A 25,972-nucleotide genomic window follows, 5' to 3' on the forward strand; every position below is an offset into this window, starting at 1 on the left:
CTTGCATTTTGCGTCAGCGCACCAGTCGCGCGGCCAGTGCCTTGGCCTGCGACGCCACATCCGTGACGGCGGTGCTCTCCCACCACATGCCACGCAACGGCGGGCCCATGGCGAACAGGCGGGGCGAAACCCGGCCTTCGGCATCCAGCACAGCGCCGTCCACCGCGGCTGCGATGCCCAGCGCCAGCGGCCCCGGACGAACCAGACCGCGCGCCAGCAACTGCTGCGGCAAAGGTCGCGCGACACGGCGCCAGTCGTATTCGATGCCGCTTGAGTTGATCAACGCCGCGCCCTGCACCACGCGGGTTTCAGCCTCGCCGCGAGGGCGAATGCGGATACCCACGCCGTTGCCCGATACCGGCTCAAGCCCCTCGTAAGACGCCGCATGAATACGCAATCGTCCTTCCTGGTGCAGACGCTCGACCAGTTCCGCACTCAGCGGCGGCGAACGATGGTGATGACTTTCCCACCACGGCCGCACATGCCGCACGAACTGCCGGCGCTGAACATCGCTGGCCTGGCTCCACAACCGACCGATGTGCGCACGCACGGTGTCCAGCGGCGCCTGCCAGTCGATGCCTTGTGCAATGGCGTCGTGGCAATGCCGGCGCAATTCGCGCAACAACTGGCGTGGCGTGCGGAGGCTGTGATCCTCGGCGAGGAAGTCAACCCACGCGGGCGGTTGACGACGCACATGGGGCAACAGCCCGTGCCGGGAAAACACCTCGATCGGCCCGCGATGCCCGGCCTGCTCCAGCGACACCACGGCATCGACCATGGTCAGGCCGGAACCGATGATCAGCACCGTCGAGTGCGGATCGAGCTGGCGCATGGCCGCGACATCCCAAGGATCGAGTGCCGCCGCGTTGAGGCCGCTGGATTGTTTTTGCGGGGTACGTGCCGCCGGGAACATCCCGGTCGCCAGCACTGCGAAAGCGCCTTGAAGTTGCTGGCCGTCACTCAAGGTGAGCTGCACGGAATCGCCGCAGTCCTGCAAATCGACCACTTCGGCCCGTACATGCTCGACCGTCGAGCCGTGTTGCGCGCCCACCTGCTGCGCTTCAGTCAGACGCTGCTGCACATACACGCCGAACAGCCCCCGTGGCGGAAACAGTTCGCTGACCGGAACATGTTGCTGATCCGACTCCGGCCAACCGCCGCCGGCGATGTGATCAGTAAGCCATTGGGTCAGGTCATCGGCATTGTCCGGGTCAACGCTCATCCGCGCGGCGTTGCCATTGAGCGTGTGGCCAAGCTCCACCGCGCTGTACGCTTCACCCCGGCCCAATTCGGCCCGGGGCTCGATCACCAGAATCTTTCTGCGCCCCGGCAAACGCAGCAATTGCACTGCCAGCATCGTGCCGCTGAGGCCGCCGCCGACAATCAGGATGTCGGCGTGACGGATGGCGGTCGTATCGGTTTGAGTCATGCCGTTCTCGCAACTGAGGATGTGCTCGGGCCAGTGTCATTCAGACGCCGCGAAGGCGTCTAGACGGACGCCATTTTTTTATCATGCCGATGCGACTTGCAGCGTGTTTCATTCCGTTGCGACTGTCAGATCACCACATTACGCACAAAACGCGCCGCCACTTCCCCATCATTGCGATAGGCGTGCGGCTGATTACTGGCGAACATGTAGAACTCTCCGGCGGCAATGTGCTGTGGCTGGTCGCCGAGCATCAGAGTCAGGCAGCCCTCGAATACGAAAATCTGCTCGCTCCAGCCTTCGGCGTCCGGCTGCGAGGGATAGACCTCGCCCGGTTGCAGGCACCATTCCCACTGCTCCACCGCGCGAGTGGCATTGGCCTTGGACAGTAAAACGGCTTTGCTGCCGGGGATGCTTCCGACCCAGGCCAGTTCGTTGATACGGCCGGGATCACGATTGTCCGGGGACTGGATCAGATCGCTGAAGGCCACTTCAAGGGCTTCGGCGACGCGGTCAAGGGTGGTCAGGCTGACATTTTTTTCACCGGCCTCGATGGCCACCAGCATCCGCCGACTGACACCGGACTTTTCCGCGAGAGCCGTCTGGCTCATGCCGGCGGCATGGCGCAGGCGCCGGACATTCTGGCTGACGTGTTGCAGGACCGAAGCCCGCTGTACGGAATCTCTGTGCACTATATTGCTCACTGACTGGGGCTGGGCAGTATACTGCGCAACATTTGGCGCATTGTGCGTCTCCTCCTTAAAAGTGCGCAAGGTCATGACGTCAGCCAACCCTTCTCAATCTCCCCTGCGGTTTTCCCGGTTCAGCAAAGCCGAGTGCGTGCTGGTGCTGATCACCATGCTTTGGGGCGGCACCTTCCTGCTGGTGCAGCACGCGATGACCGTCAGCGGCCCGATGTTTTTCGTCGGCCTGCGCTTTGCCGCCGCCGCGATCATCGTGGCGCTGTTCTCCTGGAAACACCTACGTGAATTGACCCTGTTCGAACTCAGGGCCGGCGCCTTTATCGGCGTCGCGATCCTGCTCGGTTATGGCTTGCAGACCGTTGGGTTGCAGAGTATCCCAAGCAGTCAGTCGGCGTTCATCACCGCGCTGTACGTGCCGTTCGTGCCGCTGTTGCAATGGCTGGTGCTCGGTCGGCGCCCGGGTTTGATGCCGAGCATCGGCATCATGCTGGCGTTTACCGGGCTGATGCTGCTATCCGGGCCGTCCGGGGCTTCGCTGAATTTCAGCCCCGGTGAAATCGCCACGCTGATCAGCGCCATCGCGATAGCGGCCGAAATCATCCTGATCAGCAACTATGCGGGGCAGGTCGATGTGCGCCGGGTAACCGTGGTGCAACTGGCGACGACTTCGGTGCTGTCGTTTTTGATGGTGGTGCCGACCGGCGAGGCGATTCCGGACTTCTCGTGGTTGTTGTTGAGCACCGCCCTGGGCCTCGGCGCGATGAGTGCGGCGATTCAAGTGGCGATGAACTGGGCGCAGAAAAGCGTTTCGCCGACCCGCGCGACCTTGATCTATGCCGGTGAGCCAGTGTGGGCCGGGATCGTTGGACGCATTGCGGGAGAGCGCCTCCCAGCGATTGCATTGGTGGGTGCGGGACTGATCGTGACGGCAGTAATCGTCAGTGAATTGAAGACCAAAGGCAAAGAGACACAAACGGTCACGGAAGAATTGGAACACAAGACCGAAGGCTAAACGGGGGTTTTACGGCTACTTTGTAGGATTCAGAGACATCCTCGCGTTTGGCGATCCGGGAGCTGGCACGTATGATGCTTCACAAACTTCCGCAGATTAGAAGCCTATGTCCCTGATAGTTCTACTGCTTCTGCCTTTTCTGGGCAGCTGTCTGGCAGCCGTGCTGCCGCACAACGCACGTAACGCCGAATCTCTGCTGGCAGGCCTGGTCGCACTGATCGGGACTGTCTCGGTCGCGATGCTGTATCCGCAGATCGCCCACGGCGGCGTGATCCGCGAGGAGTTCACGTGGCTGCCCAGCCTGGGCCTGAACTTCGTTCTGCGCATGGACGGCTTCGCCTGGCTGTTCTCGATGCTGGTGCTGGGCATCGGCACCCTCGTTTCCTTATATGCCCGTTATTACATGTCGCCGGATGATCCGGTGCCGCGTTTCTTCGCGTTTTTTCTGGCGTTCATGGGCGCCATGCTCGGGCTGGTGATCTCCGGCAACCTGATCCAGATCGTGTTCTTCTGGGAGCTGACCAGCCTTTTCTCGTTCCTGTTGATCGGCTATTGGCACCACCGCCACGACGCGCGCCGTGGGGCGTATATGGCGTTGATGGTCACCGGTGCCGGAGGATTGTGCCTGCTGGCGGGGGTCATGATCCTCGGCCATGTGGTCGGCAGCTATGACCTGGACAAGGTCCTGGCCGCCGGCGACCTGATTCGTGCACATGCCCTCTACCCCATCCTGCTTCCCCTCATTCTTATCGGCGCCCTCAGCAAAAGCGCCCAGTTCCCCTTCCACTTCTGGCTGCCGCACGCCATGGCGGCGCCCACACCGGTTTCGGCGTACCTGCACTCGGCGACCATGGTCAAGGCCGGGGTTTTCCTGCTGGCCCGGCTGTGGCCGTCGCTGTCCGGCAGCGAAGAATGGTTCTACATCGTCAGCGGCGCCGGCGCCGCCACGCTGTTGCTCGGCGCGTACTGCGCGATGTTCCAGAACGACCTCAAAGGGCTGCTGGCCTACTCGACCATCAGCCACCTCGGTCTGATCACGCTGCTGCTGGGCCTGAACAGTCCGCTCGCTGCTGTGGCGGCGGTGTTCCACATTCTCAACCACGCGACCTTCAAGGCCTCGCTGTTCATGGCCGCCGGGATCATCGACCACGAAAGCGGCACCCGCGATATCCGCAAGCTCAATGGCCTGTTCAAACTCATTCCATTCACCGCCACCCTGGCAATGGTCGCGAGTGCGTCGATGGCCGGCGTGCCGCTGCTCAACGGTTTTCTGTCGAAAGAGATGTTCTTCGCCGAAACCGTGTTCATCAACGCCACCGCGTGGGTTGAAACCAGCCTGCCGATCGTCGCGACCATTGCCGGTATGTTCAGCGTTGCCTATTCGCTGAGATTCACCGTTGATGTGTTTTTCGGCCCGACCGCCACCGACCTGCCGCACACCCCGCATGAACCGCCGCGCTGGATGCGTGCGCCGGTGGAACTGCTGGTGTTCACCTGCCTGCTGGTGGGGATTTTCCCGGCCCAGGTGGTCGGCCCGTTGCTGGCCGCTGCCGCGTTGCCGGTGGTGGGCGGCGTGCTGCCGGAATACAGCCTGGCGATCTGGCACGGCCTCAATGCACCGATGATCATGAGCCTGATCGCCATGTCCGGCGGCATCGTGCTGTATCTGCTGCTGCGCAACCAGCTCAAGCGCGGCCGCTTCAAGTATCCGCCGCTGGCGGGCCGCCTCAACGGCAAGCGAATGTTCGAACGCAGTCTGGTGGTGATGATGCGCCTGGCTCGACGCCTGGAGCGGCGAATCGGCACCAAGCGCCTTCAAGCGCAATTGTTCCTGATGGTGCTGGCGGCAGTGCTGGCCGGCCTGATCCCGATGCTGCACAGCAGCCTGAGCTGGGGCGACCGGCCGAAGATCCCCGGTTCCATCGTGTTCGTGACCCTGTGGCTGCTGGCAATCGCCTGCGCCCTCGGCGCCGCGTGGCAGGCCAAGTATCACCGTCTCGCCGCCCTGACCATGGTCAGCGTCTGCGGGCTGATGACCTGCGTGACGTTCGTCTGGTTCTCGGCGCCGGATCTGGCCCTGACGCAGCTGGTGGTCGAAGTGGTGACCACGGTCCTGATCCTGCTCGGCCTGCGCTGGCTGCCACGGCGGATCGAAGAGGTTTCGCCGTTGCCAAGCAGCCTGCGCAAGGCGCGGGTACGCCGTCTGCGCGACCTGCTGCTGTCGATTGCCGTCGGCGGCGGCATGGCGCTGCTGTCCTACGCCATGCTGACCCGGCAGACGCCGAACGACATTTCCTCGTTCTACCTGAGTCGCGCCCTGCCTGAGGGTGGTGGCAGTAACGTGGTCAACGTGATGCTGGTGGATTTCCGTGGTTTCGACACCTTAGGCGAAATCACGGTGCTCGCCGCCGTGGCGCTGACCGTGTTCGCCCTGCTGCGGCGTTTCCGCCCACCGAAAGAAAGCCTGCAACTGCCGGCCCAGCAACGCTTGCTCGCCCCCGATGTGGTCACCGACCTGGTCAACCCGCGCTCGGCCAGCGACACCGCGCTCGGCTTCATGATGGTGCCGGCGGTGCTGGTGCGCCTGCTGCTGCCGATTGCGCTGGTGGTGTCGTTCTACCTGTTCATGCGCGGGCATAACCAGCCGGGCGGCGGTTTCGTCGCCGGCCTGGTGATGTCGGTGGCGTTCATCCTGCAATACATGGTCGCCGGCACCCAGTGGGTCGAGGCGCAAATGAGCCTGCGCCCACTGCGCTGGATGGGCACCGGCCTGCTGTTCGCCACCGTCACCGGGCTTGGGGCGATGGCGGTCGGGTATCCGTTCCTGACCACCCACACCTGGCACTTCAGCCTGCCGCTGCTGGGTGACATCCATATCGCCAGCGCGCTGTTCTTCGATATCGGCGTCTACGCCGTGGTGGTCGGCTCGACCTTGCTGATCCTCACCGCCCTCGCCCACCAATCGGTCCGGGGCCACAAAACCGCTGCCGCCAAAGGAGCCGTCTGATGGAAGAAGTCATCGCAATCGCCATCGGCGTGCTCGCCGCGTCCGGGGTCTGGCTGATCCTGCGGCCACGGACGTTCCAGGTGGTGATGGGCCTGTGCCTGCTGTCCTACGGCGTCAACCTGTTCATCTTCAGCATGGGCAGCCTGTTCATCGGCAAGGAGCCGATCATCAAGGACGGCGTGCCGCAGGACCTGCTCAACTACACCGACCCGCTGCCCCAGGCGCTGGTGCTGACGGCCATCGTCATCAGTTTCGCCATGACCGCATTGTTCCTGGTGGTGTTGCTCGCCTCACGGGGCCTGACCGGTACCGACCACGTTGATGGAAGGGAGCCCAAGGAATGACGGCGATGACTCACCTGATCGCCGCACCGATCCTGCTGCCGCTGCTGACCGCCGCCATCATGCTGATGCTCGGCGAGAAGCACCGTCCGCTGAAGGCGAAAATCAACCTGTTCTCCAGCCTCCTCGGCCTCGGCATCTCGGTAATGCTGCTGCAATGGACCCAGACCACCGGCGTTCCCGGTTCGATTGGGGTTTATCTGCCGGGCAACTGGCAGGTGCCGTTCGGCATCGTGCTGGTGGTCGATCGTCTGTCGGCATTGATGCTGGTGCTGACCGGAATCATTGGCGTCAGCGCCCTGCTGTTCGCCATGGCCCGCTGGGACGGCGCCGGGTCGAGCTTCCACGCCTTGTTCCAGATTCAGTTGATGGGACTTTACGGCGCATTCCTGACGGCGGACCTGTTCAACCTGTTCGTATTCTTCGAGGTGCTGCTCGCCGCATCCTACGGCCTGTTGCTTCACGGCTCGGGCCGGGCACGAGTGTCGTCGGGGCTGCATTACATTTCGATCAACCTGCTGGCCTCGTCGCTGTTTTTGATCGGCGCGGCATTGATCTACGGAGTGACCGGCACGCTGAACATGGCGGATCTGGCCCTGAAGATCCCGCTGGTGCCGGAAGCCGACCGAGGCCTGTTGCACGCTGGCGCAGGGATTCTGGCCGTGGCGTTCCTGGCCAAGGCCGGCATGTGGCCGCTGAACTTCTGGCTGGTGCCGGCCTACTCGTCGGCCAGTGCGCCGGTAGCGGCGATGTTCGCGATCATGACCAAGGTCGGCGTCTACACCCTGCTGCGTCTGTGGACGCTGTTGTTCTCCGGCCAGGCAGGCGCTTCGGCGTATTTCGGCGGCGACTGGCTGATCTACGGCGGCATGGCCACCATGGCCGGCGCAGGTGTGGCGATCATCGCCGCGCAGCGCCTGGAACGCATGGCCAGCCTGAGCATTCTGGTGTCGGCGGGAATTCTGCTGTCTGCCGTGGGGTTCGCCCAGCCGAACCTGATCGGTGCGGCGCTGTTTTATCTGGTCAGCTCGACCCTGGCGTTGAGCGCACTGTTTCTGCTGGCGGAGTTGATCGAGCGTTCGCGCACCGCCATCGAAGTGCCGCTGGAAGACGAGAACGAACTGCTGCCGCGTCCGCAAGAGTGGCAACGACCGGTCAAGGGCATCAACCTCGACGACGATCAGAAAGCGCTGGTTGGTCAGGTGATTCCGTGGACCATGGCTTTCCTCGGTCTGAGCTTCATTGCCTGCGCGCTGCTGATCATCGGCATGCCGCCGCTGTCCGGGTTCATCGGCAAGCTCAGCCTGATCGGCGCCCTGCTCAACCCGCTGGGACTCGGTGCCGGCGAACCGATCTCGAATGCTGCCTGGGCGTTGCTGGCCCTGCTGATCCTTACCGGCCTCGGCTCGCTGATGGCGTTCTCGCGCCTGGGCATACAGCGCTTCTGGTCGCCAGAGGAGCGCCCGTCGCCCGTGCTGCGCAAACTGGAATGCACGCCGATTTTCCTGCTGCTCGGCCTGAGCATCGCCCTGACCTTCAAGGCTGAACCGCTGCTGCGTTACACCCAGGCAGCGGCCGAGGCTCTGAACAACCCGCAGCAATACGTAATGGCGGTGCTCGGCACCCGCGCCGTGCCGAGTCCGGAAGCCAAGGCTGCGCTGCTGGAGGTGCAACCATGAAACGTCTGTTTCCTGCTCCTTGGCTGTCGCTTGCGCTGTGGTTGCTGTGGCTGGTGCTGAACCTGTCGGTCAGCCCGGGCAACCTGCTGCTGGGTGCCGTACTCGGTTTCTGCGCCCCGCTGATGATGCGCAAACTGCGCCCGCAACGGATTCACATCCGCCGCCCGGGCACGATCCTGCGATTGTTTCTGCTGGTCGGGCGTGACGTGATCGTCTCGAACCTGCAGGTGGCCTGGGGCGTTCTCAACGCCGGTCGCCGGCCGCTTCGTTCACGTTTCATCAAGGTGCCGCTGGACCTGCGCGATGCCAACGGTCTGGCGGCGCTGTCGATGATCTGTACGGTCGTGCCCGGCACGGTGTGGTCGGAGCTGGCGCTGGATCGCAGCATTCTGTTGCTGCACGTGTGGGATCTGGATGACGAGGCGCAGTTCATCCAGCACTTCAAGATCACTTACGAGCGGCCGTTGATGGAGATTTTCGAATGAGCCCGCTGCTGTCGAACGCGATTCTGCTGACGCTGTTCCTGTTTTCCCTGGCCATGGTCCTTACGCTGGTGCGCCTGTTCAAAGGCCCGTCGGCGCAGGACCGGGTACTGGCGCTGGATTACCTGTACATCGTCGCCATGCTGATGATGCTGACCCTGGGGATTCGTTATGCCAGTGACACCTACTTCGAAGCGGCGCTGCTGATCGCGCTGTTCGGCTTCGTCGGCTCGTTTGCCCTGGCGAAATTCCTCCTGCGTGGCGAGGTGATCGAATGAACGCTGAACTGTCTCTCTGGGTGGAAATCCCGGTGGCGATCCTTTTGGTGCTCAGCGGTATTTTCGCCCTGATCGGTGCGACCGGCCTGTTGCGGATGAAAGATTATTTCCAGCGCATGCACCCACCGGCGCTGGCCTCGACCCTCGGTGCGTGGTGCGTGGCGCTGGCCTCGATCATCTGTTTTTCAGCGCTCAAGTCCGGGCCGGTGCTGCACGCATGGCTGATTCCGATTCTGCTGTCGATTACCGTGCCGGTGACTACCTTGCTGCTGGCGCGGGCGGCGCTGTTCCGCAAGCGCATGGCCGGGGATGATGTGCCGGCCGAGGTCAGCAGCCGGCGCACTGAAACCGGCAGTTAAATCCAGGCAACAGCCAACAGCCCGGCTCCCAATATCAGACACAGCGGCGAGTAAACCCAAGTGTCGAGCCGGGCGAACCGCGACCCCTTCACTTCCTTGAAAAAACCCACCAGTTCCGAATCGCCAATCGCCCGCGCAAACATCAGCAGCGCAATCGCGCTGATCACCCATTGCAGCGCCCAGTGATGCACGGCGGGCAGCCACCATCCCACTCGCATGCACACCAGTGCGGCAATCAGTAGCAGGGCTGCTGCCACCACCAGCGTGATCCAACCTGACGGCTTGAACGCCGGGCTGAGTGTCAGCCCGCCGTTGTCCACCGGGACCTGCGGCACCACCGCCACGGCTGCCCATTGCCCACCCATCGCCCAATACACATGCATCAGGCTGATCACCGCAAATATCGTCACCAGCCATTGAGCCAACACAAAGGTCATGGTCGAGAATCCTTTAAAGGGATTTGAACAAAACATCCTAGTCGGCATTTTTCCATGTGCACGACCGGTCGGCGGTGCGGTAAAGTGCCGCCCCATGAAATTCACCCGTACCGATCGTTCACTGCTGGCCTGGATGCTCTATTGCTGCGTCCTGTTCAACGTGTTCGCCTGCAGCATCGGTCACGGACAAATGGTCGGCATGCAGCTCAACGGTATCGGTGGCCAGTTCTGCGCCGTCGATCCGAGCACCCAGGCGCCGCTGGCCTCAAATCCCGCCGAAGAAAAACTGCCGACCCTGGCAAAAGCCTTCGGCTGCCCGCTGTGCTCCACCGGCGGCATGGGCCCGGCGTTCAACTCCAGCCTGACCCTGGCAATCCTGCCGGAACAACACAGCCCGCCGCTGCCGGTCATCGTCAGCACTGACCTCCCTGCTCGCTTCATCTGGCCTTCGGCCAATCCCCGCGCCCCGCCGCTCGCCTGAATGCCCTTGCCTTTTTGATCTGTCAGCCCACTGCGCCAACGCGCGGCGTTCGCCTGTGCGCTGACTCCGAGAACAAGCATTCAGGATGCAATCGATGAAACAACTTACCTTGCTGGCGAGCCTCTGCGGCTGCCTGTCCGTCAACGTCTGGGCGCAATCCACCGTGGGTCTGGCGCCAATCACCATTGACGGCGAATCCGGCGCCGAGCCTGGCCTGAGCCTCGACCAGTCCAGCGGCATGGCCTCGCGCCTCGGCCTCAGCGTGCGCGACACTCCGGCCTCAGTGGCGATTGCCAACCGCAATGACATCGAACGTCACGGTTCGCAAAACTTTCAGGACGCGGCCAACACCTTGCCGGGAGTGAACGCCAGTGCACCGCCGGGCTTTGGCGGGTTCGTCTCCTATCGCGGTTTTACCAGCAGCCAGATCACCCAGATGTTTAACGGCGTAAACGTCTCCGGCGGACTGGCGCGTCCCGTGGATTCGTGGATTTATGACCGGGTGGAACTGGTGGGCGGCCCTTCGTCACTGATCAACGGCGCCGGCTCGGTCGGTGGCTCGCTGAACTACGTGACCAAACTGGCCACCCGCGACGAGCAAGCCATCGATGGCCGAGTCAGTTATGGCACCTACGACACCACAGAAACCGCATTCGGCCTCAATCACGCGCTGACCAACCCCGGTGCCGACGTGCAGCACTACGCGCGCCTCGACGTCAGCCACAACACCAGCAACGGCTACATCGACCGCCAGGAACGCGATGCCTGGAGCGTGGCGTTCTCGCTGCTCAGCGACCTGACGCCAAACCTGTCGCATACTCTGGCCCTGGAATATCAGGACGAACACGAAGACAGCCCATACTGGGGTACGCCGGTGCTCAACCCAAAGGCTGGCGAGTTGAAGATCGACAAACACAACCGCTTCAACAACTACAACGTCGAGGACGGCCGCTACGAGCAACGGACAATCTGGGTGCGCTCGATCATCGATTACCGGATCAACGACAGCACCACCCTGCGCAACACCCTCTATCACCTGGACAGCCAACGCGATTACCGCAACCTGGAAACCTATCAATACAACGCCGACAACAGCGCAGTAAACCGCTCCACTGCCTATCAGGTGCGCCATCAGGGTGAGCAGAACGGCAACCAGTTCGAACTGCGCCACGACAACATCCTGTTCGGCCTCGACACCACCTGGTCCGGCGGTTTCGAGTACAAGGTCAACCAGACCACCAACTCGCCGCTGAACGTCAAAGGCGCCAGCACGGTGAACCCGAACAACTACCGACCCGGGCATTTCTATGACATTCCTGGAACGATGCCGGGTTTCGTCAGCGACAAGACCAACCAAGTCACAACCAAAGCGCTGTTCGCCGAAAATCGCCTGGCACTGACCGACAAGCTTTCGCTGCTCACTGGTCTGCGCTATGACGACATCGATCTCGACGTGACCAACCATCGCACGGTAACGGCAAGCAACCCGCGTCATCTGAAGCGCAGCTGGGATCCGGTCACCGGGCGCATCGGCCTGACCTATCAGTTCATTCCGTCAGCCAATGTGTACGTGCAATACAGCACTGCCGCCGAGCAACCCAATGGCACCCAGGACTTTGATGTCTCGACCGGCAAGCAATGGGAAATCGGCAGCAAGTTCGACTATCTGAACGGACGCGGTTCGGCGACCGTGGCCGCTTACACCATTGAGCGCAAGGACTTCGCCGTGACGGATCCACTGGACCCGACCAGCAGTATTCCGGTCGGCCAGCAGACTTCGAAGGGCATCGAGATTGCCAGCTCGTTGCGGATCACCGACAAGTTGCTGGCCGAAGGCAACTTCGCCTGGGTCGATGCGCAATACGATGAGTTCAACGAGAAGAACGCCGCCGGCGTGGTGGTTTCGCGCAAGGGCAACACACCGACCAACGTGCCGGACCGGGTCGGCAATCTGTGGCTGACCTACGATTTCTCGCCAAAATGGCAAGGCGGGGTCGATGCGCGGTACGTGGCGTCGGTGTTCGCCGATAATGCCAACACCATCACCGTACCGTCGTACACGTTGTTTGGCAGCTTCCTCAGCTACAAGGTGGATTCGCACACCACCGTGACCGGACGGGTGCGCAACCTGACGAATGAGGTGTACGCCGAGTTCGCCCATGTATCGCCGGCGTATTACCTCGGCACACCGCGCACCTTTGAGCTGGCTGTGCAAACCCGCTTCTAAAAGCTTCGCGGCAAGCCCGCTCCCACAGGAATCGATGTGTTTTCAAAGCTCAGAGCACACCGAAAAACTTGTGGGAGCGGGCTCGCCCGCGATGAGGCCCATCGATACGACCTCTATTTCAAATCAGCTGAAACCTTATCTGCCACATCCTTCGGCAGCCACGACTGCCACACATCCGGATGCGCCTTCATGAACGCTGTCGCCGCATCCCGAGGTGGCGTATGTTTTTCACTCATCTCGGCGAGCGCCTTGTTCAGGTCATCAATCGGAAAGTCGACCTTGCTGAAGAACTCGGCGATCTGCGGATACTGTTTCTGGAACGGCGTGGACACCCCGATCGACAGCTTCGAGGCCAGTGAACGGGTCGGTTTCGGATTGGGATTATCGGCGTCGGTCAGGGTCTTCCACGCCTCGGCATCGAACGGCGGCTCTTCCAGCTGGATCAGCTTGAACTTGCCGAGCAACGGTGTCGGCGACCAGTAATAGAACAGCACCGGTTTGCCCCGACGGATCGATGAACTGATCTCGGCATCGAGCGCCGCACCGGAGCCGCTGCGGAAATTGGTGAAGTCATCCTGCAAGCCATAGGCCGTAAGCTTCTGCTTGTTCACCACCTCCGACGTCCAGCCGATCGGGCTGTTGAGGAACCGGCCCTTGCTCGGGGATTCCGGGTCCTTGAACACATCCTTGTACTTCTTCAGATCGCTGACGCTGCGCAGGTCCGGCGCCAGTGGCTTGATGCCCTTGGCCGGGTCCCCCTTGATCACGTATTCCGGCACCCACCAGCCCTCGGTGGCGCCTTTGACCGTGTCACCCAGGCTGGCGACCTTGCCTTCGGCCTCGGCCTTGACCCACACCGGACTGCGCCCGGCCCATTCTTCGCCGATGACCTGAATGTCATTGTTGGCCAATGCGGTCTCCAGCGTGATGGTGGTGCCCGGCAAAGTATCGGTCGGAAGCCCATAGCCCTTCTCGACAATGATCCGCAGGACATCGGTAATCAGGCTGCCGCTTTCCCAGTTCAGATCGGCGAAGTGGATCGGCGCCTGTGCCGCGCTCACCGCAGGCATCACCGTCATCAAACCGAATGTGGTCAACCCGGCGGCAAGCAACCGTCGAAATCCGTTCATGCTTTTGCACCTCGTGCCGTTCACAGCAATAGCAGGATGGCCTGACAGAAGACCGCAAGCCTCTGAATACTCAGTCAACTGACTGTAGACGAGGTTCCTGCTTTTTCAGGGGCATGACACGAACAAGGCTACTTTTCAGACATTTCCTGCAGGCTCTTCAGCTCGCGTCTGACCATGCTGGCGTATTCCGCAGGCTGCAAGGCGTAGATTTGCGAAGCGACCCAACCCAGCCACGCGCCCTTCAGTTCGGCCTTTGCAACGAACAGCCGACGCGCTTCTTCACGGGCACTGTCGAGGTTCTGCAAATGGAAATCGGCGCGACTCACTCGCTGGCCTTGAAGGTCACCAGTTCGCCCTTGCGCCACTTGGCGGCTTTGGCGGTGACGGCTTTCAGGGTCTTGGTCAGGCCTTCCTGTAACTGCTCGTTGGCGGCGAACACGGTGAACGCACTGTGGCCTTCCTTGAACACGATGGCATGGCCGTCAGCCGTGGTGACGAACGCATAATCGCCCAGACCGTACACGGTCATTTTGATTTCGCGAAAGCGGATGTCCATCTTGCCGCCTTCACGGCTGGGCAGCACCGACGCGCTGAAATGATCGCCGACCTTGAGCTTGAGGCCAGGTTTGTCATCGACCACCAATGCGCTTTCGGTGTCGATCTCGGCAACGTAAATGCCTTCGGCGTTTTGCTCGGTGATGTAAACAAAACGCGATTGAAACTGCTTGACCAGCTTTGCCCGCAAATCACCCAGCACGAACAAAGCATGCATATCGAGGTTACTGACTGCCAAAGAAACATCCCCACACTTGAAAAGAGTGCCGTAAGCGAAAAGCGCGCACGGCAGAAAAAATCGGCCTGGCCGAAGGTGTTGCGCGATGACTCGAATATACGCCAGAGCGAACGAAGTGCTTGTTCAACGCAAGTTGCACAAGACTACTGGAATGCCCCTCGCGAAACCCGCAAAGACGTTCTCCAAATGTTGAAGAAAAACGCATCACGGCTGGCCAGAGAAAACTGACTACGAACTTTAGGGAAAAAACTCACCAAGAAAAGCACTTTTCCGACATATCGCACGCAAAAAATTGCTTTAGATAGCGCCATGCCGTCAACAGGTGTTGGCGATTCTAGAGCAGCGATGCTGTTCGCGACTACCCGCAACACCCTGTAAATGCGGGCCAATCCATGAAAAGGACTTCACATGTGCACTTTGACGCATTTTGCCGTGACTCACGAACCAGCCTTTGCCTTGAACACTCCCACCTTCGAGACCGTTTCCACAATCGAGTCTTGCACTCACGAACCGTTGTTTCAGGTGATCCCGGCGGGCAATGGCTTTTTCCATATCAGGGAAAAGTCGACGGGCCTTGTCAGAGGTTTCCGGGAGAATCACAACGCCGCCTGCGCCCTCGCCCGTTCACTGGAATCAAGAATCGAACTCCTGGCCAGCGAGCCCCTCAGATAAAGAGAGTGATCGACCCGCCAACCTTCAAGGAGCACACCATGGAACTGCCTGCGTACAACCTGACAACCCTGTTCGACCAATTAGGGCTGCCTTCGGAGGAAACGGCGATTGACGACTTCATCGAAGCCCATCCGCTGGAACCCGATACGAAACTGATTGACGCAGAATTCTGGAGCCCGCAACAGGCGCAGTTGCTCAAGGAATGGCTGCGTGCCGATGGCGAGGAAGCGGTAATGGTCGACGAGCTGAATGTGCGCCTGCACCGGGGCAAATGATTTCGGTCAGTGCAGGCTGTCTCCGGATCTCGCGCCCAATTGCTCGAGCCAGGCTGCCCTGCACTCCTCGGCTTCATCGCGACTGGCGAATGCAGTGCCGCGCTGCTCACCATTGAGCAATACCACCCAGCAGACACTTTGCCCCATCGCACGCAGACCGGCGGGTACACCGCTGCCGATCATCACCGCGACATCGACTCTGCATTGCATGCTGACCTCCAAAATTCATTAGCAACCTAACTATGAAGGCATGTTAATGATTTGGATCAAGAGGAAACAGCGACGGCGCTGCACAGCTTAATTGCAATTCCGGCAACAATGCCTCAGCGCGGATTCTCCGGTTTGTAGCCCAGACGCAAGCCCCCCCAGTGCCGGCCCTTGACCATGATCGGCACCGACAGGTCGTGCATCAGCTCGCCGGTATCGCGGGTGTAGGTCTGCAACAGCACGGGTTGCTGATGGCTGCCGCAGCGAATCCCGGTACGGTCGGCGAATTTGCGTTTGGTGCGATTGTTGACGGTATCGACCTGCACATCTCCGGTCAGTGGCCGGCTGAATGCCTGATTGTGCGTCGGCACATAACCGTGCTGTGTGCAGGCGATGGCGAACACCAGACCTTCGTGACGCGGCAGTAACGGCTCCTGAATGGCCGGCAGCACCTGATCGGTGTAGCGGTCGAAACGGGTCTGGAACTTGGCCGGCTGGGTGTCCGGAATCGGCTGATACTGTCGGTCGAAGAGGTCTTCAAGGCTGATACGACCTTGCTCGACATCAGCTTCGAACCGCGCGGCAATCTGACTGGCTCCTTCACGGGCGAGGTCGTAGATGCGCTGGTGATAGTCATCCAGCCCGACTTCGGCCAAGCGTTCGCTGATGGTTTCCGCCTGCCCTTCCATCTGTACGGCCGCGTCGGCCAGACGACGAGTCTGCTGGTCGCTGATAGCCAGATCGCTGCGCATCTGCTCGATGGCAGCGAACAGACTGTCGAGCTGTTCGCGATTGGTTTCCGCGCCCCTGGCGATTTCGCCCACCTGGCTTTCGACCCCGGCCGCCAGTCGCGCGATGTTTTCCAGGTGCTGACCGGTGTGCTCAACCTGCTCGACACCCGTGTGTAAATCATCGGAGAGCTGGCGGATCTGCTCCACCACCTGCGCCGTGCGTTGCTGAATGTCGGCGACCATTTCCCCCACTTCACCGGTGGCCGTCGCGGTACGAGCCGCCAGGCCGCGCACTTCGTCCGCCACCACTGCAAATCCACGACCGTGCTCGCCGGCCCGGGCGGCTTCAATTGCGGCGTTCAATGCAAGAAGGTTGGTCTGACTGGCGATGGACTGAATCACCAGCGTCACGCGCTGAATGTCATCGCTGCGCTGACTCAAGGCTTCGATCAGTTCACGGCTGGCATTGGCGCGCTGGCTGAGCTGATGCATACGCGAAATCGAGTCCACCAGTTCGGTGCGCCCCGCCGCGCTGCTGTGATGGGCTTCGCTGGCTGCGCCCAAGGCTTCACGGCTGAGCTGCGAAGTGGCCTGTTCAGTGGCGATCATGACTTCAGCGTTGTTGACGATCTGCGCGGCGGCGTCGAGTTGCGATTGCAACTTGCCGGCCAGCTCCTTGACGGAAAACGCCACGCCAGCGGCTGATAGCGCGTTATGGCTGGTGGTGTAGGAAAGGTCGCGAGTCAGCTCGGACATCGCGCTGCTGCTGTCGACGGGTTGAGCATCGGGGACCGCCCGAGAACGCAGGCGCGGCAGCCAGACGATCAGCACCGCCAGCGGCATGCTGACGTACAAGGGCCATTCGCCCAGGCTCATCCCGGCCAGCAACAGCATCAGGGCGATGCTTTGCAGGGTCGGCGTCAGCCAGCGATTCTTCGGCAAAACAACTGGTGCAGGCAGAGCCGCAACCAGAGATCCATCTCTCGTCATTTCGTTACCCCACGCTTGTTCTCATTGTTGTGGCTGCATTAAACGCCACTACAACGCCATTATCCATGGTCCGTTAGTCGTGGGTCTGTGGCAGGTCAATGGAATGGCAGGGAGACTTTCCGGCAGACGAGAAAAAGCAAAGATCGCAGCCTTTTGCAGTTCCCGATGGAGCTGCAAAAGGCTGCGATCTTTTCGCGACGACCCGTATTGAAGGGGTCGCCTCAGGAATCAGGCCTGACGCTGGTGCTTGTCGATCTGCTCGTGCCGCTCTTGAGCTTCGATGCAGTACTTGGTGGTCGGGCTGATCAGCAGGCGTTTCAGGCCGATAGGCTCGCCGCTGTCGTCGCACCAGCCGAAGCTGTCTTCCTTGATACGCTCAAGGGCCTGCTCGAGTTGCGGCAGCATGCGCTGGTCGCGATCGATCGCGTTTACCAGCCAGGTGCGCTCTTCTTCCACCGATGCGGCGTCCGCCGGGTCAGCCGGGGTGTCCAGGCTTTCGATGGCAATACGGTTCTGCTCAATGCGCTCATGGGTTTCGACTTTCATGTTCTGCAACAGCTCTTGAAAGAAAGCTTGTTGCTCGGCATTCATGTAGTCATCTGCCGGCATGGCCAGCAACTTGTCCTTTGTCATTGATATCTCTATAAAAAACGTGCATTAAGGCGAATTAGGGAGCGTTCCGGCGAACCGTCTGCGTTCATCGGAAAGGCATCGTTTATTGCAAACGCCACCCGGCACTCAATTTACGAAGGGGCGGCAGTCTAAGGCTCGTTTGAGGCCTCAGCAACTGTAAATACCGGGAATTTGTCCGACAAGGCCCGGAAACTGCTCTGACACAGGCTTCACAGCGCTCATCGGAGTGCGTTTATAGCAAGAAATTCAGTCGAGCGGCTGTATATAGAAGACAAACGTCGGACGAGCGGCGCTTTGTCGCAATTCGTTACGGTCATTGACCGCGAAAACAGCCCCCTCGCAAAGACTGACAAATCCCCCTGACCTCAGCTACGTTATGCCCTCCCCGGTTCGACTTGAAGGAACGCGTCATGAAACTGATCGGCATGCTGGACTCCCCTTACGTGCGCCGCGTGGCGATCTCTGCCAAATGTCTGGGGATCGAACTGGAACACGATCCGGTCTCGGTGTTCCGTCACTTCGAGCGCTTCCAGCAGATCAACCCGGTGGTCAAGGCGCCGACCCTGGTGCTCGATGACGGCGAAGTGCTGATCGACTCGACCCTGATCCTCGACTACCTCGAAGTCCTGTCCGGCAAAACCCTGCTGCCCGCCGACCTGTCGCATCGGGTCAAAGCCCTGCGCCTGATCGGCCTGGGTCTTGCCGCCTGCGAAAAAGCCGTGCAGCTCTACTACGAACGCAACCTGCGCCCGGCCGACATTCAATACCAGCCGTGGGTCGAACGCGTCGAAGGTCAACTCGCCGCCGCCTTCACCGCCCTTGAACATGAACTCGAAAAACACCCGCTGCCCACCGACGGCTCTCTCCAGCAGGACGGTATCACCCTGGCCGTCGCCTGGAGCTTCACCGGCCTCGTTGTCCCCGACCAGATTAACGTCGATCGCTTCCCGCGCATCGCCCAATACACCGCGTACGCCGAAAGCACCCAGGCGTTCATCAGCACCCCGATGACCTGACCATGAGCACCACCGAAACCGCCGCCCCGGCCCTCAAAGAAATCTTCAACGCCGAACGCCTGCAACACATCGCCACAGAAATGAGCGCCGTGTACCCGGCGTTCAAGGCCAAGGCGTTTCTCAAGCACGCCAACGACGGCCTCGCCGACCTCTCCGTCATGCAACGCATGGCCCGCGTCAGCGAAAGCCTGCACGCGGTGCTGCCGCTGGATTACGCAGATTCCCTCACTGTCCTGCGCGAACTTGCCCCACGACTGAACAGCGGCTTCGTCAGCATGTGCCTGCCGCACTACGTCGCGAGCTACGGCGCGCACGCGTTCGACACCTCCATGGAAGCCCTGAAGTACTTCACCACCTTCGGTTCCTCCGAATTCGCCATCCGCCACTTCCTGCGCAGCGACCTGGAACGCTCGCTGGAACTGATGCACGACTGGACCCGAGACGAAAACCACCACGTCCGAAGACTCGCCAGCGAAGGCAGCCGCCCTCGCCTGCCGTGGTCATTTCGGCTGGAACCGGTGCAGGCGGATCCGCTGTTGGCTGCCGGGATTCTTGATCGGTTGAAAGCCGATGAGAGTTTGTACGTGCGCAAGTCCGTGGCGAATCATTTAAATGACGTGACGAAAGAGCATCCAGAGTGGGTGCTGGATACAGTTGAGGGGTGGTCGCTGGACAACAAGCACACGGCTTGGATTGCCAAACATGCGCTACGGAGTTTGATCAAACAGGGGAATTCTCGGGCGCTTACGGTTATAGGCGCTGGGGCCAAGGCTGAGGTTGAGTTGCTGGATGTGAAGGTGGAGCCGGCGGTTGTGCGGCTTGGCGAGACGATAACTTTGTCATTTACCGTTCGATCGTTGGTCCCAGTTGAACAGCGGCTGGTGATTGATTATGCGATTGACTATGTGAAGGCGAATGGCGGGACGTCGGCCAAGGTTTTCAAGTTGAAGACGTTGGAGCTGGAGGGGTTTGGGAATGCGGTTGTGGCGCGGCGGCAGGTGATTAAGGATTTCACTACGCGCAAGCACTATGCGGGGGTGCATGCGGTGCATGTGGTGGTTAATGGGGAGCGGTTGGGGAGTACAGCGGTTGACATCGATTTTTGACGGACTGAAAGATTCTCTCTGACGTTGCTCTCGTACGTGGACTAGCCAACAAAAAAATCCAAGGACCTGGCCATGAAGCTTAAACAAATAGTCGATTGCTTTTTTAAATATGCGATTGAACGGAGAAATCCGTACAGCAGCTTCCCCCTTACCACTGAAATCGATGAGTTTGGCGGGCCGTATGTTGAAATTTCCGACTCAGGAAAACTGGCTATCGTTGCGAGATCGCGGTTATGAAGTGTTGAGAAAAGAGACAACATCACCAGAGGAGCTGGCTAAATGGGTGTATGAAATGTTCAACAAGAGATAAAACTTCACACCAATGCGTCATTCCGACTAATCCAACTCGACGCTTTCAACTCTTCGCAACCGATCAAAAATTTACGACTTTACTTTCTGACTGATTTTGACCAAAAGTATCTAAAAACGCTTGGCACCCCTTCACAGCCGGCTTCAGGCGGGAAGGAAGGTCAAACTGTCAAGATTGATCTCGGCGTAAGAACCTATATCCCCCTTGTAAAGCGAGACCCTGGACACGCCCAGCTCGGACTGTAAAAGCTCGACTAACGTTCTTAGCTTTTTGTTTTTAGACATCGACGTCGGACGCACTACCGCTGCCTGTCCGGGTTCGTCATCGTAAATCCTGATCAGAAACATATCCTCTTCGCTCTGTATTTCGTAGTTATAACCACGATACTCATACCCGAGGTCGTGGTCGACGTCATCAAAGCGAGTAGCTTTTATTATCTTCAAAGTGGCATCCAGTATTCGATCACTATAGAAGGATCATTTCAAAAAATAAAAATGGGGACGCATCTATTTATCAAAAGACCCACCCTGTATTTTTCCGACTCACCTCCATTTTCAAGAATTACCAACTGCCATACGGAATGCCGAATTTTTCGATATAACGCTTGGATCTTTCACTGATCGGATAAGCGTAACGCCCTTGGTTCTTACCCTGACTCGGACCTAGCGGTTCGATCTCTGCTTGCGCCCGAGCGACCTTGATCGCCTTATGACACGAGTCTTTAACCCAAGCCTGCACCACCCCGCCGGGCGCCAGCCCCAAGTAAACCGACGCCATAAACCGCGCCTCTCGTTCAGGTGTTTGCGGGCAACGTTTGCTGGTGGATTCCACCATCAATTGTCTGGCGTGTTCTGGAATATCCACCCAGGCTTGCCAGGTTTTCTTTTCAACGATTGACTGCCATCGAACATATATCCGCACGGGAAGATCGGCACCCACCACTCGTTTTCCGCTGCCATCCACGATGGACCAGCCGCGAGCCGACTCGGTGCCGTCCTCAGGTTCACCACCGGCGGCGGAGCCGCCATTGGCCTTGAAGTAGACCTTGCCGGTAACGTCCTGCACAGAACTGTCCTCCACCCAAACCTGCATGTAATCAGGTTCGATGAATGCCAATTCCCACCATTCGGATTTGGGGTCTTTTTTACCTGATAGCGGATCAGCAGACTGGCAGCCAGCCATGAACAACGCGCAAAACAGGGTGACAAGTAATTTCATTACCAGAGCGTCCAGTCAGGTACGTGAGGATGTTGTACGCGAATTGAGTCTGCCGTAGGGGCATTGATGTAGACCGCTCTCATTCCACTGCCGTCTCTGCGGCCAAGGGGATGGTTCCAGTTTGCGGACGTGTGAATGTACTTCAGTTTCAACAGCTTTTCTTCTTGTGGAGTGACGCTGTAGTCGCCTGCCAAGAACCGATCACACAATGCTTGAAGCTCTGAAGGAACAGCCAATTCCGGTGTATCCGGAATATCTTTAAAGCGAACGCCCTTCTCTTTCGCCAACTGGTGCATCAAGCGCAGGTACACCCGGGAGAGCATGCCACTCACCGGACGTTTTAGTTGGACGGCGGCGTACACCCGTTTTAAGCGCGGACTGAGCCGATCTTGTAACGCATTAGGCAAGGGCAACGCAGCTGGCGTGACAATCTCCAGCATTTCCGCAGGCCAACCTTTGGCAAGCAACTGATCCTTCACTATCTCTGCATCACGATAAATCGAGGTTGTCACAACATCAGTATTCTGCGACACGTCCAAGCTTTGCATGGGGCTGACGAGTACATTCTCTTGTGCTTCTTCGAGGTAACCACCCCCAAGGTCGGAATGAACTCCCGGTAAAACGATTTCCAAATGATCGGGCTTGACGCGGCTCAAAGCGAAATTCGCCCGGCATTCATCGCGCGCAGTCAGCTGGACAACATCTGTGAAATAGCGACGATCCAGGTACAACCTGATGCCAGTGGCAACAGGGCTTTTGATGTTGCCCAGATTTGACCATCCGGCAATCGAGGGTACGGTGTCGAACAGACCAATGAAGCCCATGTTGATGCTGCTTTTGTATTGTTCATTGAAAGTAGAACTGAATCCTCTCGCATTACTGCGCATCACATCCCCAAGAGGGCCCTGCTTTCCGCGTGCAATTTCATTGGCAAAATGCCGAGCGGCAGCAGCTCCACGACTGAAACCGAACGTATCGAATGTCAGAGAAGTAATTTCGCTCTCAGGATGGCTAGCCAGTACCCCTTCAATACGCAGTTTGATCTCTGAAAACGAAAGCTGAACACGACCTGCAACCCCCGTCTCACCTCGACCAGTGCCGGCCCCAAGCGTGCTGTCCTCCATGCCTGAGCGAGTACCGATCCCCTCGACATACACCATGCGAAAGGCTTGCTTCTGCGACCCCTCTCCTTCGGCTTTCTGAGGTGCGTAATACAAGTCACTCAGTTTCTGCACATTGCTGGTGTCATTGCCGTAGCTGCTGTCCGGATCTTTCATGAACGGCTGGCAACTCGCATCAATATCTTGAGCCGCAATCGGATGATGAGCACCACACAAAAGCCCGGCCGCAGCATTATTGGCATTATTTCCCGTCCCATCGAAGAACACTCCGATTCGCAGGGCTATGCCAATTTTTTCACGTGCCGATGCCGGTTCCTTCCCGTGTTTCTCATATTCAGCCCAACGCTGGGCATGAATGTCGACGGGGTCGGTTCCTTTGTTGCGATAGTTTTTAGGCGGGTTGGGAATGTAGCCACTCAATCCTTGATTCCTCGTTCTGATCCTTGAGAACGGGCCGAAGGGTGACAGTCGATGTTGGGTGGCGCAAGCCGTGGCCCAGTGCCAGCGCCTGGCTTCATGCGGAGAAGAACGGCTCCTCTTCTCACTGCAGAATTGGGTTTATGCCTTGAGATACAAGTAGTCCAGCACCTAACTCACAGCCAACCTCACAACAAGCGCTGGTGCGCACTAGCCACGCAAGTCACGCACCAGGCCTATCTGAACAGTTACCACTGGCCGCTTACGAGACAGCCGACGATTTCCCAACCGCTGTATTCCCACCAGGAATATCGATCATCGGAGCAGCTTCTGGCCAGACTGGCCATATGGATTTCGCCCGCTGTTTGTTGGGTACCGAAAGGCGTGCCAATAGAAGCTGTTACTTGATTGACAGTTTGAGGAGCCTTGAGGGTGGTCGGATGTACGGAAGCATTCGCAACGGTGGCGGTGAAAGCGAGCGTTGCGGATACGGCCAGAGCAGTGATGGACTTTTTCATTTTCGAATCCTTTCAGTTATCTGACATGCGGCTTGTGCATTGGCCTGACCTGCCTTAATCAATAATCTGAACAGATCGGGCACTCGCAAAAAGCCTACCACCGTGCTACCGGCTGCACAGTCGCTCAACTGTGCTATTGACAAGCTGATGGAGTGAGGGAAGGGATCTTTTCGAACGCTCAAGACTCGGGCAACGCGCCGGGTTCTTTTCCTGTCTATCACCCTGCGTGCAGTGGTGGCGCCACGCCCCGAATGATAAGGTTCAGCCTCAAAATCACGGACGACACCTCGTGCACAAACAATGTCTGGCAGCAGCAGTAACCTTCACCATCAGTTTTTCCGCTCTTGCCTCTCCCGTACCGCAGGAAGAACTCGAAGAGTGCCAACGAATAGAAAACTCGGCCAAACAGGTCATGAAAACCAGGCAGCAAGGCGTGCCTATGGCTTCGGTGTGGGAATTGGCCGAAGCGGCAGGTAAGCAGAACGAGTATGTGGGTGAAGTGTTCAAGTCGCTGATCCGCGAGGCGTACGAGATTCCTCAATACTCAAGCGAGAGCTTGCAGCAGAAAGCGATCAGCGATTTCCATTCCAATTTCTACAAGGCTTGCATCGTGACGGCGGAAAAGAGAGCAAACGCAAACGGCTGAGCTCAACGAACAAAAAAGAGAGCAGATTCAGGTAATGAATCTGCTCCCTTTTACTGAAGGACTCCTGATTCAGGGCCAGGGAGCTCCATCACCTTCGCGGGCATTAAAAGCCGCCCCCTCAATGTGATAAACCTGCGGCTCCTCCGAAAAATGCCCCTCCAACTTCAGCATAAAGATCCTGTGATCTTCACCCGCCTCAAAATCCATATGAGCCTCCAGCGACTCCCACCGCACGATCAAATTGAACCGCTCCGGCGTTTCAATTCCCTGCGCAAGCATGTGCCCGCCGTACCCGTTCGCGCGGCGGAGCAAAGGCGCAACCTCGGCAAATGCACGCCGGAACTCATCAACACGTTCTGCGTGAACAGGCAGCAAAGCGATCTCGTAAATCATGACGCATCCCCCACAGAATCCACACGAAGCGCCGGCACGACCGCAATCGCAATCTTCCCTTGAAGACCGTTATTGGGACTTTCCAGCCGAGCATGGGCCAGCGCAATCTCCGCAAGCGAATACACCGCGCCAACATGTGGCCGCAGTTGACCGCGTTCCACCAGGGCACTCAATTCATCGAGCTTGCCGCGGTTCTGGCGGGTGAAAACGAAGTGATAGCTCGCGTTCTTGCCCCACGCCTGAACGAGGTTTTGTGGCCGGGCGATGTCGACGATCGAGACCACGCGGCCAAGTTGCGCGAGTGCGTCGGGGCTGCGCGACAGGGTGTCGCCGCCGATGGTGTCGAACACTACGTCCACTCCGAGGCCATGGGTTTCTCGCAGGATGGCGTCGACGTAGTCTTCCTTTTCGTAGTCGATGATCACATCGGCGCCCATGCGGCGGACGAACTCGGCATTTGCTTCACGCGCGGTCGTGAACACTTTGGCGCCCATCGCTTTGGCGAGCTGGATGGCGACGTGTCCGACGCCGCCTGCGCCGCCATGGATCAAGATGCTCTCCCCTACTCTGAGCGCTGCCCGCACGATCAAGGCTTCCCATGCTGTCCCGCCCACCAGGCTCAAGCTGGCAGCTTCGAGGTGGCTCAGTGAGGAAGGCTTTTTGCCGATGATGCTGGCGGACGCCACGTGGTACTCGGCATAGCTGCCGGGGCCGTCGAAGATTTGCGGCGTGTACCAGACTTCGTCGCCCGGCGCGAAAGCCGTCACGCCGGGGCCAACCGCCTCGACTACGCCGGAGACGTCATGTCCGGTGATGGCCGGCAGTTGCACCAGATCCTGATAGTCGCCGCGTCGGACTTGATAATCCAATGGATTGATCGAGGTGGCGTGTACCCGGACCAGCACTTGTCCCGTTTCCGGCACAGGCTTGGGCACGTCGCAGAGTGTGAACGATTCCGGGTTGCCAAATGATTCAAGCAGCATCGCTTTCATGGTGAATCCTCGTATCGACAATAAGGGATATCGAGATATCTCGATATCATGCGATAAATTTTTTTACAGCTCTTTCCCTATGACCTCGGCCAAGGCGCTGATGTTGGCTTCATTGCGCTTGTAGTAGGTCCACTGACCGATGCGCCTGACTTCAACCAGGCCCACACGCTGCAGCGTTGCAAGATAACCGGACACCGTTGACTGCGAGAGTCCGATGCCCTCTTGAATACTGCTCACACACACGCCCACCGTGTGAACGTCGCCCTCGTCCTGCGGGGGAAAGTTCTTTACGGGGTCCTTCAAGCCTTTCAGGATTTCAAGCCGTACCGGGTTTGAGAGTGCTTTGAATACTTCGATCAGGTCCATGCGGC

Annotated in this window: 32 protein-coding genes; 16 read left to right on the top strand and 16 right to left on the bottom strand. The window is 59.2% G+C overall.

Annotation, left to right across the window (positions count from 1 at the left end):
- Positions 1 to 13 precede the first annotated feature (13 nt).
- Both AWU82_RS10535 and relB read right to left on the bottom strand, forming a co-directional pair.
- On the bottom strand, positions 14 to 1,429 hold the full coding sequence (locus tag AWU82_RS10535; RefSeq protein ID WP_064379420.1) for an FAD/NAD(P)-binding protein: 1,416 nt from the start codon (positions 1,427 to 1,429) through the stop codon (positions 14 to 16).
- 125 nt (positions 1,430 to 1,554) lie between these two features.
- Positions 1,555 to 2,118: a type II toxin-antitoxin system RelB family anti-toxin gene (gene relB / locus AWU82_RS10540; RefSeq protein ID WP_064379422.1), complete on the bottom strand. Its 564-nt coding sequence runs from the start codon at positions 2,116 to 2,118 to the stop codon at positions 1,555 to 1,557.
- Positions 2,119 to 2,203: 85 nt separating this feature from the next.
- On the opposite strand from relB, the gene AWU82_RS10545 reads away from it, so the two are divergent.
- From AWU82_RS10545 to AWU82_RS10575, 7 genes are all read left to right on the top strand, one after another.
- Positions 2,204 to 3,142: a DMT family transporter gene (locus tag AWU82_RS10545; RefSeq protein ID WP_064379424.1), complete on the top strand. Its 939-nt coding sequence runs from the start codon at positions 2,204 to 2,206 to the stop codon at positions 3,140 to 3,142.
- A 106-nt stretch (positions 3,143 to 3,248) separates the two neighbouring features.
- Entirely contained in the window at positions 3,249 to 6,149 is a 2,901-nt protein-coding gene (locus AWU82_RS10550) for a monovalent cation/H+ antiporter subunit A (protein ID WP_064379427.1), read from the top strand.
- Positions 6,149 to 6,493, top strand: a complete 345-nt coding sequence (locus AWU82_RS10555; protein ID WP_003192163.1) for a Na+/H+ antiporter subunit C — start codon at positions 6,149 to 6,151, stop codon at positions 6,491 to 6,493. The genes AWU82_RS10550 and AWU82_RS10555 overlap by 1 nt, the downstream gene beginning before the upstream one ends.
- On the top strand, positions 6,490 to 8,169 hold the full coding sequence (locus AWU82_RS10560) for a monovalent cation/H+ antiporter subunit D (RefSeq protein WP_064379429.1): 1,680 nt from the start codon (positions 6,490 to 6,492) through the stop codon (positions 8,167 to 8,169). The genes AWU82_RS10555 and AWU82_RS10560 overlap by 4 nt, the downstream gene beginning before the upstream one ends.
- Positions 8,166 to 8,654, top strand: coding sequence for a Na+/H+ antiporter subunit E (locus AWU82_RS10565; protein ID WP_064379431.1), 489 nt, complete (start codon positions 8,166 to 8,168; stop codon positions 8,652 to 8,654). Before AWU82_RS10560 ends, AWU82_RS10565 begins: the two co-directional genes overlap by 4 nt.
- Positions 8,651 to 8,929 (top strand): K+/H+ antiporter subunit F, encoded by a 279-nt coding sequence (locus AWU82_RS10570; RefSeq protein WP_011334688.1) that lies wholly within the window; start codon positions 8,651 to 8,653, stop codon positions 8,927 to 8,929. The genes AWU82_RS10565 and AWU82_RS10570 overlap by 4 nt, the downstream gene beginning before the upstream one ends.
- Entirely contained in the window at positions 8,926 to 9,288 is a 363-nt protein-coding gene (locus AWU82_RS10575) for a Na+/H+ antiporter subunit G (RefSeq protein ID WP_064379433.1), read from the top strand. The genes AWU82_RS10570 and AWU82_RS10575 overlap by 4 nt, the downstream gene beginning before the upstream one ends.
- On the opposite strand, the gene AWU82_RS10580 is transcribed toward AWU82_RS10575, so the two are convergent.
- Positions 9,285 to 9,725, bottom strand: a complete 441-nt coding sequence (locus AWU82_RS10580) for a DUF3995 domain-containing protein (RefSeq protein ID WP_064379435.1) — start codon at positions 9,723 to 9,725, stop codon at positions 9,285 to 9,287. The genes AWU82_RS10575 and AWU82_RS10580 overlap by 4 nt on opposite strands.
- A gap of 94 nt (positions 9,726 to 9,819) precedes the next feature.
- Here AWU82_RS10580 and AWU82_RS10585 point away from each other — a divergent pair, with 94 nt between their 5' ends.
- On the top strand, positions 9,820 to 10,206 hold the full coding sequence (locus tag AWU82_RS10585) for a DUF2946 domain-containing protein (protein ID WP_064379437.1): 387 nt from the start codon (positions 9,820 to 9,822) through the stop codon (positions 10,204 to 10,206).
- Between the two features lie 94 nt (positions 10,207 to 10,300).
- The gene (locus tag AWU82_RS10590; RefSeq protein ID WP_064379439.1) at positions 10,301 to 12,433 is read left to right on the top strand and encodes a TonB-dependent receptor; all 2,133 of its coding nucleotides are present in this window, start codon (positions 10,301 to 10,303) and stop codon (positions 12,431 to 12,433) included.
- 113 nt (positions 12,434 to 12,546) lie between these two features.
- On the opposite strand, the gene AWU82_RS10595 is transcribed toward AWU82_RS10590, so the two are convergent.
- The 3 genes from AWU82_RS10595 to AWU82_RS10605 all read right to left on the bottom strand — a co-directional run bounded on the left by AWU82_RS10595 (position 12,547) and on the right by AWU82_RS10605 (position 14,356).
- A complete protein-coding gene (locus AWU82_RS10595; protein WP_064379441.1) occupies positions 12,547 to 13,563 on the bottom strand; it encodes an ABC transporter substrate-binding protein in 1,017 nt (338 codons plus the stop codon).
- 128 nt (positions 13,564 to 13,691) lie between these two features.
- Positions 13,692 to 13,889, bottom strand: a complete 198-nt coding sequence (locus tag AWU82_RS10600) for a hypothetical protein (protein ID WP_011334693.1) — start codon at positions 13,887 to 13,889, stop codon at positions 13,692 to 13,694.
- Positions 13,886 to 14,356: a hypothetical protein gene (locus AWU82_RS10605; RefSeq protein ID WP_084776909.1), complete on the bottom strand. Its 471-nt coding sequence runs from the start codon at positions 14,354 to 14,356 to the stop codon at positions 13,886 to 13,888. Before AWU82_RS10605 ends, AWU82_RS10600 begins: the two co-directional genes overlap by 4 nt.
- Here AWU82_RS10605 and AWU82_RS10610 point away from each other — a divergent pair.
- From AWU82_RS10610 to AWU82_RS10615, 3 genes are all read left to right on the top strand, one after another.
- On the top strand, positions 14,330 to 14,584 hold the full coding sequence (locus AWU82_RS10610; RefSeq protein WP_170928934.1) for a hypothetical protein: 255 nt from the start codon (positions 14,330 to 14,332) through the stop codon (positions 14,582 to 14,584). The genes AWU82_RS10605 and AWU82_RS10610 overlap by 27 nt on opposite strands.
- A gap of 180 nt (positions 14,585 to 14,764) precedes the next feature.
- Positions 14,765 to 15,028 carry a hypothetical protein gene (locus AWU82_RS29195; protein ID WP_064379445.1) on the top strand — a complete coding sequence of 88 codons (264 nt, stop codon included), beginning with the start codon at positions 14,765 to 14,767 and terminating at the stop codon, positions 15,026 to 15,028.
- 38 nt (positions 15,029 to 15,066) lie between these two features.
- The gene (locus AWU82_RS10615) at positions 15,067 to 15,303 is read left to right on the top strand and encodes a DUF2789 family protein (protein WP_064379447.1); all 237 of its coding nucleotides are present in this window, start codon (positions 15,067 to 15,069) and stop codon (positions 15,301 to 15,303) included.
- 6 nt (positions 15,304 to 15,309) lie between these two features.
- Here the strand turns inward: AWU82_RS10615 and AWU82_RS10620 are convergent, their stop codons facing one another.
- The 3 genes from AWU82_RS10620 to AWU82_RS10630 form a co-directional block, all read right to left on the bottom strand.
- Positions 15,310 to 15,513: a hypothetical protein gene (locus AWU82_RS10620; protein WP_064379448.1), complete on the bottom strand. Its 204-nt coding sequence runs from the start codon at positions 15,511 to 15,513 to the stop codon at positions 15,310 to 15,312.
- Positions 15,514 to 15,626: 113 nt separating this feature from the next.
- Positions 15,627 to 17,231, bottom strand: a complete 1,605-nt coding sequence (locus AWU82_RS10625) for a methyl-accepting chemotaxis protein (protein WP_064379450.1) — start codon at positions 17,229 to 17,231, stop codon at positions 15,627 to 15,629.
- 228 nt (positions 17,232 to 17,459) lie between these two features.
- The gene (locus tag AWU82_RS10630; RefSeq protein WP_011334700.1) at positions 17,460 to 17,864 is read right to left on the bottom strand and encodes a TraR/DksA family transcriptional regulator; all 405 of its coding nucleotides are present in this window, start codon (positions 17,862 to 17,864) and stop codon (positions 17,460 to 17,462) included.
- Between the two features lie 410 nt (positions 17,865 to 18,274).
- On the opposite strand from AWU82_RS10630, the gene AWU82_RS10635 reads away from it, so the two are divergent.
- The 3 genes from AWU82_RS10635 to AWU82_RS10645 all read left to right on the top strand — a co-directional run bounded on the left by AWU82_RS10635 (position 18,275) and on the right by AWU82_RS10645 (position 20,223).
- Positions 18,275 to 18,880: a glutathione S-transferase gene (locus AWU82_RS10635; RefSeq protein ID WP_064379452.1), complete on the top strand. Its 606-nt coding sequence runs from the start codon at positions 18,275 to 18,277 to the stop codon at positions 18,878 to 18,880.
- Positions 18,881 to 18,882: 2 nt separating this feature from the next.
- The gene (locus tag AWU82_RS10640) at positions 18,883 to 19,986 is read left to right on the top strand and encodes a DNA alkylation repair protein (RefSeq protein WP_064379454.1); all 1,104 of its coding nucleotides are present in this window, start codon (positions 18,883 to 18,885) and stop codon (positions 19,984 to 19,986) included.
- A gap of 72 nt (positions 19,987 to 20,058) precedes the next feature.
- Positions 20,059 to 20,223: a hypothetical protein gene (locus AWU82_RS10645; RefSeq protein WP_170928937.1), complete on the top strand. Its 165-nt coding sequence runs from the start codon at positions 20,059 to 20,061 to the stop codon at positions 20,221 to 20,223.
- Between the two features lie 216 nt (positions 20,224 to 20,439).
- Here AWU82_RS10645 and AWU82_RS10650 read toward each other — a convergent pair whose 3' ends face one another.
- From AWU82_RS10650 to AWU82_RS10665, 4 genes are all read right to left on the bottom strand, one after another.
- Positions 20,440 to 20,739 (bottom strand): hypothetical protein, encoded by a 300-nt coding sequence (locus AWU82_RS10650; RefSeq protein WP_041475573.1) that lies wholly within the window; start codon positions 20,737 to 20,739, stop codon positions 20,440 to 20,442.
- Positions 20,740 to 20,857: 118 nt separating this feature from the next.
- Complete coding sequence (locus tag AWU82_RS10655; RefSeq protein WP_064379456.1) at positions 20,858 to 21,514, bottom strand: DUF2931 family protein; 657 nt, start codon at positions 21,512 to 21,514, stop codon at positions 20,858 to 20,860.
- A complete protein-coding gene (locus tag AWU82_RS10660; protein WP_064379458.1) occupies positions 21,514 to 23,055 on the bottom strand; it encodes a phospholipase effector Tle1 domain-containing protein in 1,542 nt (513 codons plus the stop codon). The genes AWU82_RS10655 and AWU82_RS10660 overlap by 1 nt, the downstream gene beginning before the upstream one ends.
- A gap of 245 nt (positions 23,056 to 23,300) precedes the next feature.
- Complete coding sequence (locus AWU82_RS10665) at positions 23,301 to 23,570, bottom strand: hypothetical protein (protein WP_064379459.1); 270 nt, start codon at positions 23,568 to 23,570, stop codon at positions 23,301 to 23,303.
- Between the two features lie 289 nt (positions 23,571 to 23,859).
- Here AWU82_RS10665 and AWU82_RS10670 point away from each other — a divergent pair, with 289 nt between their 5' ends.
- On the top strand, positions 23,860 to 24,216 hold the full coding sequence (locus AWU82_RS10670) for a hypothetical protein (RefSeq protein WP_064379461.1): 357 nt from the start codon (positions 23,860 to 23,862) through the stop codon (positions 24,214 to 24,216).
- Positions 24,217 to 24,285: 69 nt separating this feature from the next.
- Here the strand turns inward: AWU82_RS10670 and AWU82_RS10675 are convergent, their stop codons facing one another.
- The 3 genes from AWU82_RS10675 to AWU82_RS10685 form a co-directional block, all read right to left on the bottom strand.
- Positions 24,286 to 24,609 (bottom strand): antibiotic biosynthesis monooxygenase family protein, encoded by a 324-nt coding sequence (locus AWU82_RS10675; protein ID WP_064379462.1) that lies wholly within the window; start codon positions 24,607 to 24,609, stop codon positions 24,286 to 24,288.
- Positions 24,606 to 25,601, bottom strand: a complete 996-nt coding sequence (locus AWU82_RS10680; protein ID WP_064379464.1) for a zinc-dependent alcohol dehydrogenase family protein — start codon at positions 25,599 to 25,601, stop codon at positions 24,606 to 24,608. The genes AWU82_RS10675 and AWU82_RS10680 overlap by 4 nt, the downstream gene beginning before the upstream one ends.
- 63 nt (positions 25,602 to 25,664) lie before the next feature.
- Positions 25,665 to 25,967 (bottom strand): ArsR/SmtB family transcription factor, encoded by a 303-nt coding sequence (locus AWU82_RS10685; protein WP_007950555.1) that lies wholly within the window; start codon positions 25,965 to 25,967, stop codon positions 25,665 to 25,667.
- Positions 25,968 to 25,972: the final 5 nt, after the last annotated feature.

Origin of the sequence: Pseudomonas glycinae (assembly GCF_001594225.2) — a bacterium.
In the GTDB taxonomy this organism is placed as follows: Bacteria; Pseudomonadota; Gammaproteobacteria; order Pseudomonadales; family Pseudomonadaceae; genus Aquipseudomonas; species Aquipseudomonas glycinae.